Raw genomic sequence first — 17,273 nt, forward strand, 5'->3', positions numbered from 1 at the left:
ATAGTTTGAATTTTATTTTATATTCATTGAGGGCGATCATTACGCTAACAGAATTTTTGTATAACGAAGCATGCAACCTACAACCCCTATTCTCCATTTTCCCAACGACTTGGCACAGGCAACCGCTTTTATCAAAGCCGGTGAGTGCGTAGCTATTAAAACCGAGACGGTATACGGTCTTGCTGCTGATGCATCGAACGAAGATGCGGTAAGATCCATTTTTAAAGCCAAAGCGCGGCCAGCCACAAACCCGCTTATTGTTCACATTGCCAGTATTGCTGATATGAAAAAGTGGGCACGAGATATTCCATCGAAGGCTTATTTATTGGCTGAAAAATATTGGCCAGGTCCGTTATCCCTATTACTAAAAAAGCAGCCATGGGTAAGCGATACCGTCACCGGGGGGCAAGATACTGTGGTGCTGAGAATACCAGCGAGTAATGATTTCTTATCGCTTATAAAAGCAGCGGGTGTTGGGCTTGCTGCTCCCTCTGCCAACAAATACAAGTTTATAAGCCCAACTTGCGCAGCCCACGTGCTTACGTCTTTACATGGACGAATTGCTGCTGTGGTAGATGGAGGAAGGGCGGAAGTGGGTATTGAGTCGACCATTGTTGATGTAACGGGAGAGGCGCCCTGCATATTGAGGCCTGGGCCTATCGACCGCGACAGCCTGAAGCATGACTTACAAACCGAAGTCACTTTCAAAAACAATGAAGGCCTTACTGTACCTGGCAGCGTCTTACAGCATTATCAGCCGAATACGCTTGTGAAGATGCTTTCCCAAAACGCGCTAGTGCAAAAGCGATTTACCAAAGGCGAAGGCTTAATAGCTCTTTCACCCTGCACATGGCCTTTAGAAAAAAGAAACCACATTCAACTTTCTTCTACACCCAAGGAGTACGGACGAGATTTTTACGATGCATTGCATCAGTTGGACAAACAGGGGCTGAGTTGTATTTACATTGAAGCCTTACCTAATACCGATTCATGGTTTGCATTGAATAATCGGCTAAGCAGGGTAGTGGCTTTGGGCTAACTTTTCGTTTGTTCAATCAGTTGCTGAACATGTGGCGAAACCCGTTTTTTCGACAGGGTAACAGCATAAAAATGCTCATAGGCGTCGGGCAGACTTTGTTGAATGTGCAAAAGGCCATTGGCAATCTCATCGCGAACTACCACTTCAGGCATAATTGAAAAGGCGCCGCTATCTCGTGCTAGCAATCGAAGCATCGCCATATCGTTGGTTTCTGCCTTTATCTTGGGTGTGTATTGAAATTTGGCACAAGCAATACTAAACGAAGAACGAATTTCGCTGTTTTGAGAAGGAAGAACCCAAGTAGCATCGCCATAACTATTGGGGAATTTTCGGGTTCGCTGTGGTTTAGTGGGGCCAATGATCTCAATGGCTTGGCGGGAAACCAATTCGCTGTGCCATATGGCGTTTTGCTGGCCTAATTCAACATTGTGATTGGTGAGTATAATGTCGAACTTAAAGCTAGAAAGCCCATCGAGCAGATTTTCTAAGCTATCTGTTTGCAAAGAGAAAGTAGCAAACTTATCGTTTATAAGCGGAAGCGTAAAACTCTCTACAAAGTTTCGAGACAAGTTAGATAACACGCCAATTGAAACGTGCCTATGTTGAGTGGGTAGGCCCTTATTGATCAAACTCTCTAGTTCTTCGCCTTTTGAAAAAATGTCGTCGGCGTAGGCAAGTACCTGCTTACCCTCTGGCGTTAGAATAAGTGAACGACCCTTGCGGGTGAGAAGCTCTATACCTAAGTGCTGTTGAAACTGTTTAAGCTGGGCCGATATAGCCGATTGTGAAAGGTGAATTTCGTTGGCTACCTGAGTTAGATTACCTGTATTCGCGACGCGCCAAAAATAATACAAATGATGATAATTCATTCTCGACACGAGGTTATCTCCGTAGCTCAAATAAGCCTATGATTTAGCTTTAAATTTAGCGGTTAACGTTGCCTATACTACCGCAAAAAATGAGACAGTGCAGTATTCTGTTGTTTCGATTCCTCGTTAACCCCCTTAAAAATATAACATAGTGCGTTTATCAAATTGCTTAAAAAGCGCTTTGACGAAGAAGGCATCGTTATTCCATTTCCTATTGCTGCGATTAATCTTGATCAAGAACGGCAACAAGGCCAGAAATAAAAACAGCAACAAGACCAAAGGTAAAAACAGCAATAGGAGTAAGCCAATAGCCATAGGGAATAAGGTTGTTAGTGTTATCTATTTCTTGTTAAAAAGTAATCGGCGCTCACGTATTTTCCGCCGCCGTAAATAAGTAGCACGAGTAACATAACAAAATAGGTGGCGGCGAATTCAATGCCATTATTTAACACTACCATGTTGCCACTTGAAGTTAGCCAGTCGTAATTGCCGTGGGTTTGAAGAAGTGATTTGGCAGCAGCAAGCTTTTCAGGAGCGTCCATAATGCGCTCGTTTAGCAAAATAGTACCATCTGCCAGCCACGAAGAGGGATCAGAGATAGCTAGCCAGCCGTTTTTTCCATGCACGGTTACCATGGCCACCAGCATGGTTACCAGCAAAGGAATGCTAACTAATCGAGTCAGCAAGCCAAACAAAAGAAAGATGCCGCCAACCAGTTCAGCCGCTGTAGCTAGCAGTGCAAGCACAAATGGAAAGGGTAGCCCCAAACCGTAATCTTCATTACCGAACCAATCTACTATTCCTGAAAAACTGCTGGCTTTATTCCAACCTGCCTGAATCATAACTGGCGCTAGATAAAGCCTTATTAATAGTAATGCTATCCCATCGAAATGGTGTAAACGCTTAACAGTATTGTCGTATTTTGAAATGAGCACGGCGATAATCCTTAAATGTGAATTTTTAAATAAGAACGCTATATGTGCAAAAAAATTTCACGTCATACACTTTCATGTTTTGTCGAAAGCTCATTTTAAAGAAGGAGAATTACCTAAAATCACGCTGCATAAGCTGGAAGTTCTATTGCTGTGGAAATAGAGTGCTATCGCATAACGTTCTTCTCCGCTGCGTTTCAAAGTACGAAATTACACTACGGGATTCGCTTTTTAATTTCGCTACATCAACACCTTTGTTAATCTCAAAAATTTCATATTTACCGTCAATTTCTAAGCATTTGTTTACATTTTCGTTAAATTTTTCCCAATATGTCTAATTTCTTTTGCATACGTATTCAGCGCTCTTTTAGGGGCTAAACGCTAGTAAGCAAGTATCCCTTCCAATAGCATGTGTGAAAAATAAACATTTTGTTAACACAAAATGCACTTCTTTAACAAAAAGGTGAAATGATGAATTTCAGATTTATAACGGCAGTCACACTAGTTTTTATATGCGCTCAGGTTATGTGCACACGGGCTAATGCTAGCCTTATTTCCAATGGCGATTTTCAAACATGCAGCATCGATGGGTGGAGTTTAGACACAGACGCGTTCGGTGAACCCGCCAATACCAGTGACTTCTCGATAATAAACAACGCAGGTCAATGCTCTGCGCAAGTTAGTGTAGAGAATTCGTTGTCCGTCAACTTTAACAACTCGTTGATTACCCAACTCGATTTATCAGATGTTGCCAATGGTGTGTCGTTAGATTTAAGTTTTGATTGGATATTTAGTGGTTTCGACTTACAAACAGATACCGAATCTGATTTGTTCTCAGTGGTGCTAAACGATGGGATTAATATCGAAACACTATTTTCCGTATTCGAAAATGGCAGCGGTACATTTACCACGCAAATTGACAATAGTTACGATGGCTTTTTTCTTGAATTTGTATTGGAGCCTGGCTTCAATCCTGAGTCATTTGCCTCAACGTTCATCATTGATAATGTCTTCTTGACTGAAGAAGTAGATGTGCCAACGCCTCACACTTCGTTATTAATGGCAATGGGACTGGCCATTATTGGCATTCGTCGTAAGCATCAGGATAAAAGGGGAGCGTTGTAATGAACAAGTTATCAATGATGTGCCTACCTTTACTAGCCCTTACAGGCGCGCCATCGTTTGCAGATTGGCAGCAAACAGAGGCCGCTGATACAAGTTACCTTAAACGTCCTATGCTCGATCGTATTAATCGACAATACGTCACCACAGTTACGGTTGAAAATACGGGTGATTCGATATTACTAGGCCCTTTACGTGTCATGGTGAATGCTAGCAGCCATGCGTTGATGAATGCCAGTGGAGAAGAAGACGGTGTACCTTACTTAACGCTAGATACTGAGCAACTGGCACCTGGAGAACGCGCTACTGTAAACGCTAGATTGGAACTGCGTCGAGCCCGCCTTTCCTTAGACCTTTCGGTGCAGGGGTTTGTTGAAGACAGCGGGGGCACGGGTCTAACACTTGCTGAAAATCAGATTGCTGTATTTTATGACCGCGACGATGGTCAATACGACGGATGGGGCTTACATCTTTGGAATGGCCAAGCATGTGGCAATTACGCTGAGCCTACTACACAAAGTTCTCATTTTAGTAATTGGAATGATCCCTATCCTGCTGACGGAGTTCATCCCGATTATGGGGCGTATTACATAATGTCAGTTGAGCCTGGAGCTGACTGCTATAACTTTATTTTACATAAAGGAAATGAAAAACCGCTAAGCGACGCTGATAGTCAATTTGAACCTGAATTTGGTAACCAAGCGTTCACATTTAATGGCTTTCCAGAGCTTTGGTATACTCCCGTAACTAGCCGTCCTCAGTTTCTAGATGGTGCAAGAGCTCACTGGATGGATAGTAATACCTTGCTTTGGCTTACTGAGCACAGCGATGCCGTAAATATATCGCTGTATCATTCGTCTGACGCGAGCCTTGATATAGAGAGCTCCGGTGTGTCGTTATTAAATACCGATGCATTGAGTTCTGCCTCCAGCACTCCTATGTCTTTGGATGCGCCAGAGCAATTTCATTACAACAACAATCCGCACTTAAGTGAGTTTACCGGCTTCTCAATCGATGTAAGCGAAGCGCAAGCTAAGCAGATGTTGACAGGTCAGCTTATTGCCGTAGCTGCCGATGCTGAAGGAAACATTGTTGATTCAACGCGAGTTCAAATTCCAAGAGTTTTAGACTACTTATATACACGCACTGACAATGATGCAAATGAAGCGAAGTTGGGCGTAGACTATAGTAACGATTCAGTGACCGCTTCAGTATGGGCTCCAACTGCCCAGTCGGTTACATTAAAGGTATACAACAAAGCAAAAGTGCTACAAAACACCTATCCTATGATACTTGATTCCGACACAGGTATCTGGCGTCACAGGGGGGAAAAGGCAACGCTAGATAGACAATTTTACCGTTATGAACTGTCGGTATACCACCCACTCACACAAAACATTGAGTTAGTTGAGACAACCGACCCTTATTCAATCTCCCTTTCCACAAATGGCCGCTTTACTCAATTTGTTAACCTTGATGATGCAGACTTGAAACCAGCAGGCTGGGATACACACGTAGTTCCAGCAGCGAAGGATCCTGAAGATATCATTATTTACGAAAGTCACATTCGCGACTTTAGTATTCTCGATGAGAGTACAAGTGCTGAACATCGCGGTAAATATATGGCATTTACCGAGCTTAATTCTGCTCCAGTTCAACACTTACAGTCGTTACAACGTGCAGGACTCACCCATTTTCACATGTTGCCGGCGAACGATATAGCAACTATTCGAGAGGATGAACAAGGTCGCGTAGATGTTACCGATACCGTAGGCAAACTGTGTAGTTTGAATGCCCAAGCGTCTGTTTGCGGGGTGGAAAATGACAACGCGATTATTTTAGATGTACTGCAAAGTTACTCACCTAACACTGCTGAAGCACAAGCATTAGTAGACTCAATGCGTGCCTTTGATGGTTTTAATTGGGGCTACGACCCACATCATTTTGCTGCGCCAGAGGGAAGCTATGCTACCGCTCCAGACGGTGAAAGTCGAGTTTTAGAAATGCGCGCGATGAACCAAGCGCTTCATGAAATGGGTCTGCGTGTAGTGCTCGACGTGGTGTATAACCACACGGCATCATCGGGGCTTTACGATACATCGGTACTGGATAAAGTAGTACCTGGGTACTACCAGCGCTTAAGTGAAACCACTGGCAGCATAGAGAACTCAACATGTTGTGAAAATACCGCTACTGAGCACGTCATGATGGCAAAACTAATGAACGATTCGTTAGTCAATTTTGCTAAAGAGTTTGGATTCGATTCATTCCGCTTTGATTTAATGGGGCATATACCGAAGCAAGCCATTTTAGATGCTCGTGAAGCGGTTCGCGAAGTAGACTCAGACACCTATTTTTATGGAGAAGGTTGGAATTTTGGTGAAGTGGTTAACAACCGCAGATTTGAGCAGGCGGCCCAGCTTAATATGGCTGGCTCTGAAATAGGTACCTTCTCAGACAGACAGCGAGAGGCAGTGCGAAGTGCAGCTCTATTTAACGCCGGGGGAAGCCTTCACGATCAAGATACGATAAGAATTGGCTTAGTGGGCAATGTAGGTAGTTATCAATTTGTAGCCGCAGACGGCACGTACTTGTCTACCTACGACTATAGCTGGAACGGACAGCCTGCCGGCTACAGTGACGACCCCGCTGATACCGTTAACTATATTTCTAAGCACGACAATGAGGCACTTTGGGACCAGCTTCAATATGGTTTGCCAAGTGATATGGCACTACAAGATCGCGTTCGTATTCAAAACGTTGCGCTTTCTATTCCTTTGCTAAGCCAGGGGATCCCATTTCTCCACATGGGCTCAGAACTAATTCGTTCTAAATCAATGGACCGGAACACTTACGATGCAGGTGACTGGTTTAATAAAGTCGATTTTACCAAGACAACAAATACTTGGAATATCGGCTTACCGTTAGCGCAAGATAACGAGGCGAAATGGGGAGAGATTAGCAGCGTTTCAGCGAATACTAATGCGCAGTTTGGCTCTGAAGACATTCAGCTGACTTCCTCACTGTTTAAAGAGTTTCTTAATATTCGGTCTACAAGTAAATTGTTTAGGCTAACAAGTGCAGAAGCTATTTCAGAGCGTATTCGTTTTCACAATACAGGGCAGGGGCAAGTACAAGGATTAATTGTGATGAGTCTTGATGACGGTATAGGTCTTGCCGATCTGGACGCAAACAATGATGCAATTGTGGTGCTATTTAACGGAACACAAAGCTCACAGAGTTTCAGCATAGTCGATGCACTCGGCTTTGAGCTTCATTCCAATCAGCAGACGTCTGCCGATGAACGAGTGCAAAATGCATCGTTTAGCAACGGTACATTCAGTGTACCAGCGCTTACCACTGCAATATTTGTTAAGCCGCAAAATGGCGATCAAGGGTACGGACTGTCAGCCTTGCCACCCTATGGCGATAGGGCAGTATTTCTTCGCGGAAGTATGAACAACTGGGATATGTCTCTACCTCTTGAGTATGTGGGTAATGACAAATATCGTCTCACCGCTAATTTGTTTGAAGGCACTTACCAATTCAAACTAGCGGATGAATATTTTGATGTGGCAAACATTGGTGGTGGCTTCGCGGTAGGAGCGGGCCAGTCGTTTACACTCAGTAATGGCGGTAATAACCTTACACTGAACATTATCAAAGACGGTGACTATACCTTTGAGTTAGATGCTTCAAATGATGCCAATCCAGTGCTCAGTATTTCTAATGAAGACCCTGATGCAATACCTGCACCTTATGGCAATACGGCTATTTATTTACGCGGCATTATGGGCGATTGGGGAACGTCTCGACCAATGACATACGAAGGGGCAGGGGTTTACGCTATAAGTACTTTTGTTAGTGCTGGTACTTACGAATTTAAAGTGGCGGAAGCTAACTGGTCTAGTCCGAATTTAGGTAGCAACGGTGGTTCAATTAATGTGGGAGAATCTATATCGTTAACGCAAGGCGCTGGTAACGTGCAATTGACGGTAAGCCAATCGCAAACATTACGCTTTGAGATAGACGCGAGCGATACCAGTTCGCCGGTTATTCTCGTGCAAGGACCGGAACAATAGTAGGCTATTTATAAATCTGCTAAAAATACATAATGGGGCGATAGTTATCGCCCCATTTTATTTTAAAAGAGACGTATTTTGACAATTAGACTAAATCAATATGTGAAGAAAAGAACCGGCTTAGGGCTAGGTGCTTCAGGCTCTCTGCAAAATATGCTTTCACGCTCCTTAGGAGCCAAATCTTTCAGTCACTTTTGGCGATACTGGAATCCGATATGGAGTTACTATTTATCGCGATACGTCATGCGGCCACTATCAAGATGGTACCGCAGTGGCTAGCCATAATGATAACTTTTGCAGTAAGCGGAGCGCTTCACGACCTAGCAGTTACCTTGCTTAAGTGGCACGTTATATTCTTTTTTACACCTTGGTTTGCAGTGATGGGGGCAGCAGTTTTAGCCACAAGCAAACTGAATCTTGAATACGCTAACTTTCCGTGGGCCATCCGTGCATTGATCAATTCAGCGATAATAGCTGCGTGTTATTTGTTGACCACGTTGCTTGATGAAGTGTTTGTGCAGGCTTATAGCTAAATTCACGTTTATTGAGTTTTGAACAGTGAGCTGTTTTATATAATGGAGCTGCGAGTAACGCGGCTAGAAAGGTATCACGTGCTAGTTCAAACGAAGCGCCTTTCGGATTAGAAGCGCATTCCGATGCTGGTAATAAAACCATTAAAAAACTAATTAATAAAACTTTAAATGTCCCACATTTATATCCCTTTATTTAGACAGCTTTTATAGAGGCACTTCTCTATATTATTGTAGTGCAGGTGTAAGAACAGTATATGGTAACAATCATAAATTCAATCACATATTGTGCAACCTTTATCCAATATGCTCGACAAAATTCGAGAGGGATTTAGTGTTAACTTTTTGGTTGTGAATGCGTTTGAGCTTTATAGAATGTTAGGAATGAAGAAATGGTGGCCCAACCCTGACTTGAACAGGGGACCTGCCGATTATGAGTCGGATGCTCTAACCAACTGAGCTATTGGGCCATTTTGAATTGTATATTGCGCTGCGTTAACTATGTGATTCAAAGCTTCGTTTGAAAGCAACATGGGATTCACATATTTAAGCGACCGCAAGTATAAGCAGTTTTATTTGGCTTGTCACGCCTTGGCAATAGCTTTATGAATTGTTTGCTTTATTTTTGTTCACATTAGCGCAAGATGTAGTGAAAAGCTTTTGGTGATGGGCGTGGCTTTCTCTACTCTTATTAAGTTTCTTGACTCATCGTAGCCAAAAGCAGCACTATTAGGGCTGCTTACGATTCGCTCGTGGCTGCAAATAATCGCTTGAGTTAATTTACTACGCTTTTTTTTAAACTTTACTTCCTTATTGCTTGTCTATCAGATGTCTCATCTCTTTTTTTACAGGATAAACGCCCCGTTATGAACATGCATTCCCGTTCTGCTTCTTTGTTAGCACTATTGTTTACTGCCACCTTGTCATTGAGTGGTTGTGATGTGGGGAGCTTTGGAAGCAGAGAAGCTGGTGAAATACCGTTTAAACTAGTGGGCGTTGAAACTGATGCCTGTCCTGTCATTGTGCGCGCCGGAAACGACAGATGGAATATCGACTACTTTGGATTCTATCTAAGTAAGCCAGAGGTGCGGGTTGACGGGAAATGGCAGCGAGTGAAGTTTAAGCAAACACAATGGCAAACGCCGTCTACTGCGCTTTTAAAGTTTCATACCATGTGCAGCAACCCAAGCGATGCGAACAATAAGATTGTATTAGACGTTTCTGAAGAGCTATTAAAGTTGTCAACCAACTTGCGTTTCACTATGGGGCTGCCTTTAGAGCAAAATCACGCCGACATTAATAAACAGACCTCGCCGATAAGCGATAAATCTATGTTTGCTAACCAGTTAGACGGGCATATGTTTTTGCGGTTAGACGTATCGAAAACCGGTGACCCGTCATCCACATGGTCTTATCATTTGGGCAATGCAGGGTGTGAAGATACAGGGATTGATGAGGTGAAAGTTGAGTCGTGTGCGTTCACTAACCGTGTTGAGTTTATACTTCCCATGACACAGCTAGATACCGACTTAGACCTTGATATTTCAGTGTCTAATATATTTGCTCAGTTAGATATAAATGAGGTGGACGACTGCAAGTTTGCGTCATCTGAAATTGCCCCGTGCAAGAAGCTTATCAACAATTTGGTGTACCGCCCTTGGATAAAGTGGCACTAAACAAGCGCGATAAATAAAAAAAGAAGCAGCAATAGTACCGAAAGTAAGCAAAAAGCGACAAAAAGTAGTTTTTATTTGCCTGTTTTAATTGTTTTATGTTTATACTTTAGTCAAAGCAAGAGCTTGCTGCTTATGTGCTACGTATGTAATTAGTGGTAAACTTATAATAATTTTAACATTGCATTGCCTTATACAGCAGGTACGCTGTCACGGAGATTAAAATGACAGAAAGAGCCTTTATTACAAGTGGCCGTAACACCATTATTCACAAAATTCGAAAGCTAGACTTACTGGTCATTAACGGAGACGAGCATCCGCCGATTATTGTTACCTATAAAGGTATTAAGCAATACGAAGGAAAAGTCCCAGAGAACAAGCGCGATGCCAAAATGATGGATATGGAGCTGGTGGATGTGACCACAAGTGACGTATTTGGCGATGAAAAAACATTGGTGTTCATTCAAACCCTTAACGGGAAAGAGTACAAAATAGACTACTCGAAAATTGGCACCAGCATGTTTATTAAAATTCACCAGGACAGCTTCTTCTAGGCCGATAGAGAGTTTTGGCAAGTATTGATTTTAAAAGTAAGGGCTAGTTTATCTAGCCCTTACTTGTTTCTGACGCCTCACTTTGCAGCATTCATCATTAACTAAAGCGTTATGATCATTTATTAGTAAGACCTTTGTCGCGCTTTTCAGCATGCTAGTTTGAGAATACACTTGGTAATCAATATCAAAGAGACGAATGGCGAAAATGCTTCAGCTTAAAAATACGTTCATTGGCGTTTTTGCTATTTTATTCGCCTATTACGGCGGGGTATTTCTTTCAGCTTCCCTCGGCCTGCCCATTCCCGGCCCGTTACTAGGGTTGGTAATATTGCTCTCTTTGCTTTTCGCCTTTCCAAACATTGAAACACACACCACATTAGTGGCGCAGCCTTTACTCAAGCACATGTCTGTACTTTTTGTTCCTGCCGTATTGGGAGTTGGTATGTATTGGAGCGATATTGAAGCTAATGCGGTGGCGCTGATTCTAGCGATTGGGGGCACCACAGCATTAAGCTTGGGGTTAACGGCGTGGGTAGCGAATAAACTAATGAAAAAAAAGTCGATGTAGCGCAATGATAGATGCGATCCTCAATACCTTTACTGTAAGTGGTCTTATATGGTTATCCGTTACCTTGTGTTGTTACGCCATTAGCGTAAAAGTGAACCTGTTTTTTAACGGCCATCCCGCATCACACCCGCTGGTAATTACGGTATCGCTTGTGGGTCTCGCGCTTTTACTCAGTAATATGAGTGTGCCTCAGTATCAACAATCGGTATCGCTGTTGCACTGGTTGTTAGGGCCGGTAACCGTTGCTTTAGCGCTGCCTATTTTTAAGCAGTGGCAAAAGTTAAGGCATTACGGCTGGCGACTATTTGCCAGTATTGCTGTAGGCGGTGTGTTGGCGCCATTGTTAGCTTGGTTTACATTGTATGCGCTGGGTTCGCCCGTTGCGCTGCAGCTCACCATGTTAGCTAAATCAATAACTACGCCGCTGGCCATGGAAGCCACAGCTCAAATTGGTGGCATACCAGCACTGGCGGCTGTTTTTGTTATCACCACGGGTATTGTGGGAGCGGTGGTCTCGAACTCGGTCTTCTTGTTGTGCCAAGTAAAAAGCCCAGAAGCTCAGGGCATCGCCCTAGGTACAGTGGCTCATGCAGTAGGCACGGCTAAAGCCATTCACATGGGCGAGGAGGTAACCGCAATGGCAACGCTTGGGCTTTGCATTAACGGCTTATTTACCGCTTTTATTCTCCCCCTTATGTTTAGCATAGTGTTATAAAGCCCCAACAGCATTAATTTGGTGCTATCGTTGGCAATATTCCCCAAAAGTGCTATTTCTTAGTGATGTATTTCATATCATTATTCACTTATGCAAAAGTGCGTTTCAGTTTGCTGTTATTCTGCCGATACGGTTACATTAGTTAATAATTGATAACGTCGGTGAAAACTGGTTTCTTAAATTAGGTGGTATAAAAGCTTAATGTTTTCCGTACTCGTTTGTGATGACTCATTAGTTGCACGAAAGCAAGTGGCTAAGTGCCTTCCCCAAGATTGGGACGTTGCTGTGCATTTTGCTAAAAATGGCCAAGAGGGGCTTGCGTCCCTTACCGCCGGTAAAGGCGATTTGCTTCTACTCGACCTAAATATGCCCGTACTTGATGGGTACGGCACCTTAGAAGCTATTCAAAAGCAGGGGCTTAAAACTAAGGTCATTGTGGTATCTGGCGATATTCAACCTGAAGCCCGTGACCGAGTAATCTCGCTTGGTGCATTAGATTTTATTCGCAAGCCCGTCGACCCTCAGGCACTGGCCGAGGTATTAGATAAACATAATATCCTGCATGCTGAAGAGGAAGAGGTGCACGAGGTTACTCCTCTTGACCCCGATATTCGCGATTGCTACCAAGAGATTACTAATATAGCCATGGGCCAAGCGGGCGACCACCTAGCCAGAACCATGAACGTATTTGTTGAATTACCCATTCCCAACGTCAATCTCATTGAAGTGTCTGAACTTCATATGATGCTGTCAGATATAGAAAGTCATGAAGAAGTTACCGCGGTTTGCCAAGGCTTTTTAGGCCCAGGTATTAGTGGCGAGGCACTGTGTATTTTAAGTGATTCAAGCTTCGACGACGTGGCCAAAATATTAAATGTAGAAGGTGAGGTAGACGATCAGCTTCAATTAGAATTATTGATGGACGCTGCCAGTATTTTAATTGGCACCTGTCTGAGCGGGCTAGCAAACCAGATGGATGTTAATTTCAGCCAAGGCCATCCCATTGTACTTGGTCAACATCGTGCGATTACCGAAATCATCAGTATGAACCAAATTAAGTGGAAGCGAACGCTGGCCATTGAATTAAGCTATGGTCTTGAGGGCTACAACGTTCAATGCGATCTCATTTTGTTGTTCACTGAGGAATCGATGAAAATGATGAATTCAAAACTCGCCCATTTGCTGGAGGACTTTTAATGAATCAGAATCTCGACGATTTATTAGAATTCCATTGGATGATGGATATGCTGCAAACCGTTGATGTAGGTATTGTGGTGTTAGATAAAAGCTTTTCTGTGCAGGTGTGGAACGGCTTTATGGAAAGTCACAGCGGAATGCTGCCTAGCGAAGTGAGAGACAAAACGTTATTTGAGCTGTTTCCCGCCATCAAAAAAGACTGGTTTATGAAAAAAGCCAAGCCAGTGTTTGAATTGAAAACCCGTGCATTTATGACATGGGAGCAACGCCCCTATTTGTTTAAGTTTCCCAACTATCGGCCGATTACAGGTAGTGAGCCATACATGTATCAAAACATCACGCTTTCACCGTTGACCTCGGCAACGGGTAAAGTGGATTACATCAGTATGATGATTTATGACATGACTGATGTGGCAGTAGGGAAAAAGCAATTAGAATCGTTGCAGGTATCGGTGTCAGAGGCGCAGGAGTCGAAAAGAGTACTCTAGCGTTAACGCAGCTGCATCACCTCATTCCTTACTCCCTCAGTAATTTAAAACATGCTGTTTTTAAAAAGCACGGCCAATAGGTTGTCGTGCTATTGGAGCTTTTATGCAAGTAACGCCTTTTATTCATTCTCCTCGCTCTTTTACTGCCGCGGCACGATTTTTTGTTGTGTGTTGTGGTGTCTTTATTTTAGGCGCATGTGGCGGAGGCGGCTCCGATTCCAACAGCAGTCCAGGCAACAGTGCTCTGGCGGTAAATGCAGGGCCAGACGCCACCGTTACCGAAGGGGTTACTTATACATTAAGCGGCAGCGTAACTGGCGGCGACGGTACCTATACCTATAATTGGACTGCGTCGCCTACCCTTGATATTACCCATGACGATACATCCACGTCTTCAGCTAGCTTTGTCGCGCCTTCGGTAAATGAAAGCACCAGCTATACCATTACGTTGGCGGTAAATGACGCAAGCGGTAATTCAACCAGCGATGCCACTATCATCACGGTAGCGCCTATTAACATCGATCCTGTGGCAGATATTTCTGTTCCTCAGTGGAGTGGTCTGCCAGCCAATAATTTTCCAGGCGGTGTAAATATTGTATTAGACGGTTCTGGCAGCAGCGATGCTGATGCGCCAGCGAATACAAACGCTATAGCCAGCTATACGTGGTCGCAAACCAGCGGAACCAATGTCATCACGGGTGTTGAAACCAACTTATCTACGTTGAGTATCACTACGCCTATTGCAAACGATCCACAGACCCTCGAATTTCAGCTAGAAGTGGTTGATAGCGAGGGGGCGAGCGACACCGCTTTAGTGAGTTTGTCTATTCAGTCTGAGGCCGAAACGTTACCAGAAGCTAACGCCGGCTTTTCGCAAGGCGTATTTAGTGGTGAAGTTATTGTGTTGAACGGACAAGCGAGTACCAGTATTCCGGCGGCAGAGCCGCTTCAATATTCTTGGGAGCGTAGCAGTATTGCGACCTCTTCTTTGTCTGGTACGACTGGCTCTAACCAAGACAATAGCGACCCAGCGAGCACATTGGTAAGCATAAAAGCCGTTGACGATAGTGATGCGCTATCTACCTTCGCCATTGCCCCTGCGGTATCGTCTGCCACAGTAGTGACGTATACGCTTACAGTAACCGATGCCAATAGCAACAGTGTTGAAGATACTATTTCGGTGCGTATTCAACCCATGCCCACTGCGTTAGTCAACGACACTGGTTTTTTACAACAAGCCACCAATAATGCCCTAACCCAAGCACAGCAAAACGACTTTCCTGGCCAAGACGGTCAGCGCGGCTCTGATATTATCGAGCAAAACGGGTTAATAGAAAAAGCAGGCCGAGGTAAAGCCGGGTTTGATTTTACCCGCTTAAACGCAAACGGCGATGAGCAAGACGCTGATGCCCAAACATGGTCTTGCGTTCGCGACAACGTAACCGGCTTAGTATGGGAAGTGAAAACTGATGACGGTTCGGTGCGCGACGTAAACTTTACCTACTCTTGGTATAGCGAAGAAGTTAACGGCGGTTTTGAAGGCGACCAAGTGGGCATGGCCGCAACATGCCTGCTCACTAACTGTAATACTACGGCTTATGTTGCCGAGGTAAACTCACAAGGTTTGTGCGGCTTTTTCGATTGGCGTATGCCCACGCACAAAGAGCTCTTTTCGCTTATGCATCTTGGGGACGTTAGCGGGGTAGCGATAGATGAAGATTACTTCCCTAATACGGGGGCTCCATCGAGCGCGCCTCTTTGGTATTGGTCGTCAGTGCCAAGCGCAGACGGTGTAAACAGTGATGACGCACAAAATTCATGGGCGCTAGATTTTGACTCGGGTGTTGATAACTTTCTCAATAAGTCCACGGCAGCGAGAGTGCGTTTAGTGAGAGCAGGGAGATAACGTAATGAAACTAACTATAAGCAACACCTTTATGACACAAACTGCTGCAGGAAAAAACAGCGTATTAAACGCCAAGCTGGTTGGTGCATATCTGTTCGCGGCGCTATGCATTATTCCCAGCGTGGCGCTGGCACAAGAGTGTTTGTCAGATGGCCTTGAAACCACCCCTAATGACAACTTTACTGCCGTAACAACGAGTACATTACTTGATGTTACCACCGACCTTGTGTGGCGACGTTGCTCAGAAGGGCAAACGTGGAACGGCTCTACGTGTGAAGGTGAAGCAATAAAATACACGTGGCAAGCGGCGCTGCAACTAGCCCATCAAGCAAGCGACGAAGATTTGCTTGGCTGGCGTTTACCTAATGTGAAAGAGCTTGCTTCGATTACCGAGCGAGACTGCGTTAGACCCGCTGTGAATAGCTCGCTTTTCCCGGCCACCCCCCCTGATGATTTTTGGACTTCTACACCATCTGCTGACGATCCTGATAGAGCGTGGGTGGTTGCCTTTTTTAACGCCAGTCACTCTATTAAAGAAAAAGACCGGTTTATTTATGTTCGCTTAGTAAGAACATTTACCACCGACGAATAGACATCTGCGTTTAGCAAAAACAGATAAAGATATCGATGAAAAAGCACATAAAAATTTATGTGCTTTCTTTTTATCCAATCTAGTTCAAGTTCAACCTGATTTTTAGCACGTTAAACTCAACACGGCTTTTTATTTTGTCGTAAGCTAGCCACAATAGCGTTATGAAATATTTCCCTCGTTTCAAACCTATTTCGATATTGCTTTGCTTGCTAGCAGGGCTGCCTTTTTCTACGCAGGCCGAATATACCTGTAACATCGATTTTGCCTACGGCATTGCGGTTAATAGCGACCAATTGCGAGTGATGGATAAAACTCGCACCGTAGTGCAAATTAACGAGCAGTCTCAGCTTTTTATTAACGGTCGGTGGCAAACCCTTAATGAAGAGCAGCGTGCTTGGCTTAGTGAATATTCAAATGGTCTGCATTATGTAGTGCCGAAAATGATAGTGCTGGCCACCGAAGGAGTCGATTTGGCGATAGACACTATCGAGCATGTTTACTTGGGCTTGGTAGGTAGCGATCACGACAGCTACGAGCGCTTGAATACCGCAATGAAGCGGGTACAAGGCAGAGTGAAGGATAAGTTTCGCCATGCCAGTAATCACTATTTTATTGGCCCTGGGTCACTAGAAAGCGTCGATGAGTTTGTAGACAGTGAAATTGAGGCGCAGCTTGAAGAAGCGATTTCTACCTCAGTAGGCGGCATTCTCTCAGCTATCAGCGGTATTAACACCGACAACAGCGAAGTGAATGAAGAGAAAGTCGCGGCTATTACAAGACAGCTGAATACGGTTGGTGAAGGTTTAGACGTTGGCGACAAGGCCACGACGCTGCGTAAAAAAGCAGAATGGTTTTGTGAAAAGCTTAAGCGTTTAGACATTGCCGAGGAAAACTTAAGAGCCAGTCTTCCAGCGTTTGAACCCTACAACATTATTACTTCGCAAACAGTACAAACGGCTAACGAGTAAGCCCAGCACTGCTGCTTAGCACACTGCCGCGTTTCACA

The 17,273-nt window shown here is 44.2% G+C and carries 15 protein-coding genes and 1 tRNA gene; 13 read left to right on the plus strand and 3 right to left on the minus strand.

The window, feature by feature from the left end; all coding sequences use genetic code 11:
* Positions 1 to 70: 70 nt before the first annotated feature.
* The gene (locus GTQ48_RS03105) at positions 71 to 1,039 is read left to right on the plus strand and encodes an L-threonylcarbamoyladenylate synthase (protein WP_163105131.1); all 969 of its coding nucleotides are present in this window, start codon (positions 71 to 73) and stop codon (positions 1,037 to 1,039) included.
* Here GTQ48_RS03105 and GTQ48_RS03110 read toward each other — a convergent pair.
* On the minus strand, positions 1,036 to 1,908 hold the full coding sequence (locus tag GTQ48_RS03110) for a LysR family transcriptional regulator (protein WP_203565095.1): 873 nt from the start codon (positions 1,906 to 1,908) through the stop codon (positions 1,036 to 1,038). The genes GTQ48_RS03105 and GTQ48_RS03110 overlap by 4 nt on opposite strands.
* Before the next feature lie 335 nt (positions 1,909 to 2,243).
* Positions 2,244 to 2,849 (minus strand): HvfX family Cu-binding RiPP maturation protein, encoded by a 606-nt coding sequence (locus GTQ48_RS03115; protein WP_420837591.1) that lies wholly within the window; start codon positions 2,847 to 2,849, stop codon positions 2,244 to 2,246.
* Positions 2,850 to 3,308: 459 nt separating this feature from the next.
* Here GTQ48_RS03115 and GTQ48_RS03120 point away from each other — a divergent pair, with 459 nt between their 5' ends.
* The 3 genes from GTQ48_RS03120 (at position 3,309) to GTQ48_RS03130 (ending at position 8,577) form a co-directional block, all read left to right on the plus strand.
* Positions 3,309 to 3,965 (plus strand): hypothetical protein, encoded by a 657-nt coding sequence (locus GTQ48_RS03120; RefSeq protein WP_163105133.1) that lies wholly within the window; start codon positions 3,309 to 3,311, stop codon positions 3,963 to 3,965.
* On the plus strand, positions 3,965 to 8,044 hold the full coding sequence (gene pulA / locus GTQ48_RS03125; protein ID WP_163105134.1) for a pullulanase-type alpha-1,6-glucosidase: 4,080 nt from the start codon (positions 3,965 to 3,967) through the stop codon (positions 8,042 to 8,044). Before GTQ48_RS03120 ends, pulA begins: the two co-directional genes overlap by 1 nt.
* 215 nt (positions 8,045 to 8,259) lie before the next feature.
* On the plus strand, positions 8,260 to 8,577 hold the full coding sequence (locus GTQ48_RS03130) for a hypothetical protein (protein WP_338023275.1): 318 nt from the start codon (positions 8,260 to 8,262) through the stop codon (positions 8,575 to 8,577).
* Between the two features lie 390 nt (positions 8,578 to 8,967).
* Here GTQ48_RS03130 and GTQ48_RS03135 read toward each other — a convergent pair.
* Positions 8,968 to 9,044, minus strand: a tRNA-Ile gene (locus GTQ48_RS03135).
* A 396-nt stretch (positions 9,045 to 9,440) separates the two neighbouring features.
* Here GTQ48_RS03135 and GTQ48_RS03140 point away from each other — a divergent pair.
* From GTQ48_RS03140 to GTQ48_RS03180, 9 genes are all read left to right on the plus strand, one after another.
* Positions 9,441 to 10,250: an MbnP family protein gene (locus tag GTQ48_RS03140; protein ID WP_163105135.1), complete on the plus strand. Its 810-nt coding sequence runs from the start codon at positions 9,441 to 9,443 to the stop codon at positions 10,248 to 10,250.
* 221 nt (positions 10,251 to 10,471) lie between these two features.
* Positions 10,472 to 10,801, plus strand: a complete 330-nt coding sequence (locus GTQ48_RS03145) for a hypothetical protein (protein ID WP_163105136.1) — start codon at positions 10,472 to 10,474, stop codon at positions 10,799 to 10,801.
* 196 nt (positions 10,802 to 10,997) lie between these two features.
* Complete coding sequence (locus tag GTQ48_RS03150; RefSeq protein WP_239059978.1) at positions 10,998 to 11,369, plus strand: CidA/LrgA family protein; 372 nt, start codon at positions 10,998 to 11,000, stop codon at positions 11,367 to 11,369.
* Positions 11,370 to 11,373: 4 nt separating this feature from the next.
* Positions 11,374 to 12,084: an LrgB family protein gene (locus GTQ48_RS03155; RefSeq protein WP_163105137.1), complete on the plus strand. Its 711-nt coding sequence runs from the start codon at positions 11,374 to 11,376 to the stop codon at positions 12,082 to 12,084.
* A 201-nt stretch (positions 12,085 to 12,285) separates the two neighbouring features.
* The gene (locus tag GTQ48_RS03160) at positions 12,286 to 13,281 is read left to right on the plus strand and encodes a response regulator (RefSeq protein WP_032096415.1); all 996 of its coding nucleotides are present in this window, start codon (positions 12,286 to 12,288) and stop codon (positions 13,279 to 13,281) included.
* Positions 13,281 to 13,769: a PAS domain-containing protein gene (locus tag GTQ48_RS03165; RefSeq protein WP_163105138.1), complete on the plus strand. Its 489-nt coding sequence runs from the start codon at positions 13,281 to 13,283 to the stop codon at positions 13,767 to 13,769. Before GTQ48_RS03160 ends, GTQ48_RS03165 begins: the two co-directional genes overlap by 1 nt.
* Positions 13,770 to 13,872: 103 nt before the next feature.
* The gene (locus GTQ48_RS03170; RefSeq protein ID WP_163105139.1) at positions 13,873 to 15,675 is read left to right on the plus strand and encodes an Lcl C-terminal domain-containing protein; all 1,803 of its coding nucleotides are present in this window, start codon (positions 13,873 to 13,875) and stop codon (positions 15,673 to 15,675) included.
* 4 nt (positions 15,676 to 15,679) lie between these two features.
* Positions 15,680 to 16,267 carry an Lcl C-terminal domain-containing protein gene (locus tag GTQ48_RS03175; RefSeq protein WP_420837586.1) on the plus strand — a complete coding sequence of 196 codons (588 nt, stop codon included), beginning with the start codon at positions 15,680 to 15,682 and terminating at the stop codon, positions 16,265 to 16,267.
* Between the two features lie 161 nt (positions 16,268 to 16,428).
* Positions 16,429 to 17,235: a DUF2884 family protein gene (locus GTQ48_RS03180; RefSeq protein WP_163105140.1), complete on the plus strand. Its 807-nt coding sequence runs from the start codon at positions 16,429 to 16,431 to the stop codon at positions 17,233 to 17,235.
* Positions 17,236 to 17,273 lie beyond the last annotated feature (38 nt).

Origin of the sequence: Alteromonas genovensis (assembly GCF_010500895.1) — a bacterium.
In the GTDB taxonomy this organism is placed as follows: domain Bacteria; phylum Pseudomonadota; class Gammaproteobacteria; order Enterobacterales; family Alteromonadaceae; genus Alteromonas; species Alteromonas genovensis.

Excerpts from the sequence above, each read along its gene's own strand:
- GTQ48_RS03155 (WP_163105137.1), top strand. The coding sequence starts at position 11,374 with ATGATAGATGCGATCCTCAATACCTTTACTGTAAGTGGTCTTATATGG.
- GTQ48_RS03140 (WP_163105135.1), top strand. The coding sequence starts at position 9,441 with ATGAACATGCATTCCCGTTCTGCTTCTTTGTTAGCACTATTGTTTACT.
- GTQ48_RS03130 (WP_338023275.1), top strand. The coding sequence starts at position 8,260 with ATGGAGTTACTATTTATCGCGATACGTCATGCGGCCACTATCAAGATG.
- GTQ48_RS03160 (WP_032096415.1), top strand. The coding sequence starts at position 12,286 with ATGTTTTCCGTACTCGTTTGTGATGACTCATTAGTTGCACGAAAGCAA.
- GTQ48_RS03165 (WP_163105138.1), top strand. The coding sequence starts at position 13,281 with ATGAATCAGAATCTCGACGATTTATTAGAATTCCATTGGATGATGGAT.
- GTQ48_RS03175 (WP_420837586.1), top strand. The coding sequence starts at position 15,680 with ATGAAACTAACTATAAGCAACACCTTTATGACACAAACTGCTGCAGGA.
- GTQ48_RS03105 (WP_163105131.1), top strand. The coding sequence starts at position 71 with ATGCAACCTACAACCCCTATTCTCCATTTTCCCAACGACTTGGCACAG.
- GTQ48_RS03120 (WP_163105133.1), top strand. The coding sequence starts at position 3,309 with ATGATGAATTTCAGATTTATAACGGCAGTCACACTAGTTTTTATATGC.
- pulA (WP_163105134.1), top strand. The coding sequence starts at position 3,965 with ATGAACAAGTTATCAATGATGTGCCTACCTTTACTAGCCCTTACAGGC.
- GTQ48_RS03145 (WP_163105136.1), top strand. The coding sequence starts at position 10,472 with ATGACAGAAAGAGCCTTTATTACAAGTGGCCGTAACACCATTATTCAC.
- GTQ48_RS03110 (WP_203565095.1), bottom strand. The coding sequence starts at position 1,908 with ATGAATTATCATCATTTGTATTATTTTTGGCGCGTCGCGAATACAGGT.
- GTQ48_RS03170 (WP_163105139.1), top strand. The coding sequence starts at position 13,873 with ATGCAAGTAACGCCTTTTATTCATTCTCCTCGCTCTTTTACTGCCGCG.
- GTQ48_RS03150 (WP_239059978.1), top strand. The coding sequence starts at position 10,998 with ATGGCGAAAATGCTTCAGCTTAAAAATACGTTCATTGGCGTTTTTGCT.
- GTQ48_RS03180 (WP_163105140.1), top strand. The coding sequence starts at position 16,429 with ATGAAATATTTCCCTCGTTTCAAACCTATTTCGATATTGCTTTGCTTG.